Annotated in this window: 3 protein-coding genes; 2 read left to right on the forward strand and 1 reads right to left on the reverse strand. The window is 60.6% G+C overall.

Annotated features, from left to right (window positions below; genetic code table 11):
• Positions 1–18: 18 nt before the first annotated feature.
• Positions 19–309, reverse strand: coding sequence for a GIY-YIG nuclease family protein (locus NE609_RS17240; RefSeq protein ID WP_256153232.1), 291 nt, complete (start codon positions 307–309; stop codon positions 19–21).
• Positions 310–437: 128 nt separating this feature from the next.
• Here NE609_RS17240 and NE609_RS17245 point away from each other — a divergent pair, with 128 nt between their 5' ends.
• Together NE609_RS17245 and NE609_RS17250 are read left to right on the forward strand one after the other, a co-directional pair.
• A complete protein-coding gene (locus tag NE609_RS17245; RefSeq protein ID WP_256153233.1) occupies positions 438–1,439 on the forward strand; it encodes a YafY family protein in 1,002 nt (333 codons plus the stop codon).
• 41 nt (positions 1,440–1,480) lie between these two features.
• Positions 1,481–1,738: a DUF1905 domain-containing protein gene (locus NE609_RS17250; protein WP_121586713.1), complete on the forward strand. Its 258-nt coding sequence runs from the start codon at positions 1,481–1,483 to the stop codon at positions 1,736–1,738.
• Positions 1,739–1,775 lie beyond the last annotated feature (37 nt).

The following is a 1,775-nucleotide window of genomic DNA, read 5'->3' on the forward strand; positions in this document are numbered from 1 at the left end:
CTTTGCGCGGGCGTCGTCTCAAAAAATCCCTTTTTGAGACGACGGCGGGCGCCCGGCCCCGTGTGCGATCAGCGCGAGCTTTTGGGCCCGCGTCATCTGCTTCAATTCCCACTCGCGGCGCATGGCTTCGGCTCTGGTATCGAACGCCTCGCGGTAGACCATCTCCACCGGAAGCCGCCCGCGGGTGTATTTCGCGCCGCGGCCGTCGTTGTGGGCGGCGAGCCGGGCGGCGGGATCGTTCGTCCATCCCGCGTAAAGGGTGCCGTCGGCACAGCGCAGCAGATATGCATAGCATGTCCCGTTTCCCATCCCGAAAGCCTCCCTCGGTTCGCGCTGTTACTATGATACCACGCGGGACCCGCCCCGGCAAGGGTAAAAAGAGGGCTGTTTATTGGACAGGAAATTTGTTACAATGGGACTGTAAAGGGGGCGGGAAAATGCCGAAAAATCCGAATCAGAAGCTGAAGCTGCTCTATCTCATGAAGATCCTGCTCGAACGCACCGACGACGAGCACGGGCTCACGCTGCCGGAGCTCCTCGACGCGCTCGGCGGTTACGGCGTCACGGCGGAGCGCAAGAGCATCTACGACGACCTCGAAATGCTGCGCGTTTACGGGCTGGACGTCGAGCGCACGGGGCATAAATACTTTATCGCGAACCGGACCTTTCAGCTGCCCGAGCTCAAGCTGCTGGTCGACGCGGTGCAGTCCTCCAAATTCATCACCCACAAAAAATCCACCGAGCTGATCAAAAAGGTGGAAAGCCTTGCGAGCGTGCACGAGGCGCGGCTGCTCCAGCGGCAGGTGTTTGTCACCAACCGCATCAAGACGATGAACGAAAGCATCTACTACAACGTCGACAAGATCCATGCGGCAATCACGGCTGGCGTAAAGATCAGCTTTCGCTACTTCGAGTGGGCGGTCGACTTTTCGGAGGAGGGCGGGCCGCTCAAAAAGCAGTTCCGCCGCAATGGAAAACGCTACCGCATCAGCCCGTGGGCGCTGACCTGGGACGACGAAAACTATTATATGATCGGGTTTGACACCGAGGCGGGCATCATCAAGCACTACCGTGTCGACAAAATGGCTGAAATCCAGCTCACCGCAGAACGGCGGGACGGGCAGGAGCATTTCGACCGGTTCGACATGGCGCTCTATTCCAAGCGGGTGTTCGGGATGTTCGGCGGCGAGGAGGAAACCGTCCGGCTGCAGTTCGTCAATCATCTGGCCGGCGTGGTTCTCGATCGCTTCGGCAAGGACGTCTTCCTCTCGCGGGCGGACGACGCGCACTTCAACGCCACCGTCAAGGTGCAGGTGAGCCCCCAGTTTTATTCGTGGGTCTTTGGATTCGGCGGGGAGGTCAAAATCCTCTCCCCCGGCCATGTGGCGCAGGGGCTCTGCGCCGCCGCGCGGGAGGTCCTCGCTCTCTACAGCGAATAGCCCCGCGTCCCGCCGGGTATCTTATCCGTGGAGGCGGTTGGATGAAACGGACCTTTACGGCGATCATTAAAAAAGTCCCGGACATCGACGGCGCGTATGTCGAAATCCCCTTCGACGTGCGCGCCGTATATGGAAAGGGGCGCGTCAGGGTGCGGGCCGCCTTCGACGGCGAGCCGTACGAGGGAAGCCTCGTGCGCATGGGGACGCCCTGCCATATCCTTGGCCTGCGTAAGGACATCCGTGCGAAAATCGGCAAACAGCCGGGCGACGCCGTGGTCGTCACGGTGGAGGAGATTTAAATTGGTTTTATAGGTAAGCGGCCGCCCTTTCGGGCGG

The sequence above is a fragment of the Anaerotruncus sp. DFI.9.16 genome (assembly GCF_024461615.1).
GTDB lineage: Bacteria > Bacillota > Clostridia > Oscillospirales > Ruminococcaceae > Anaerotruncus > Anaerotruncus massiliensis.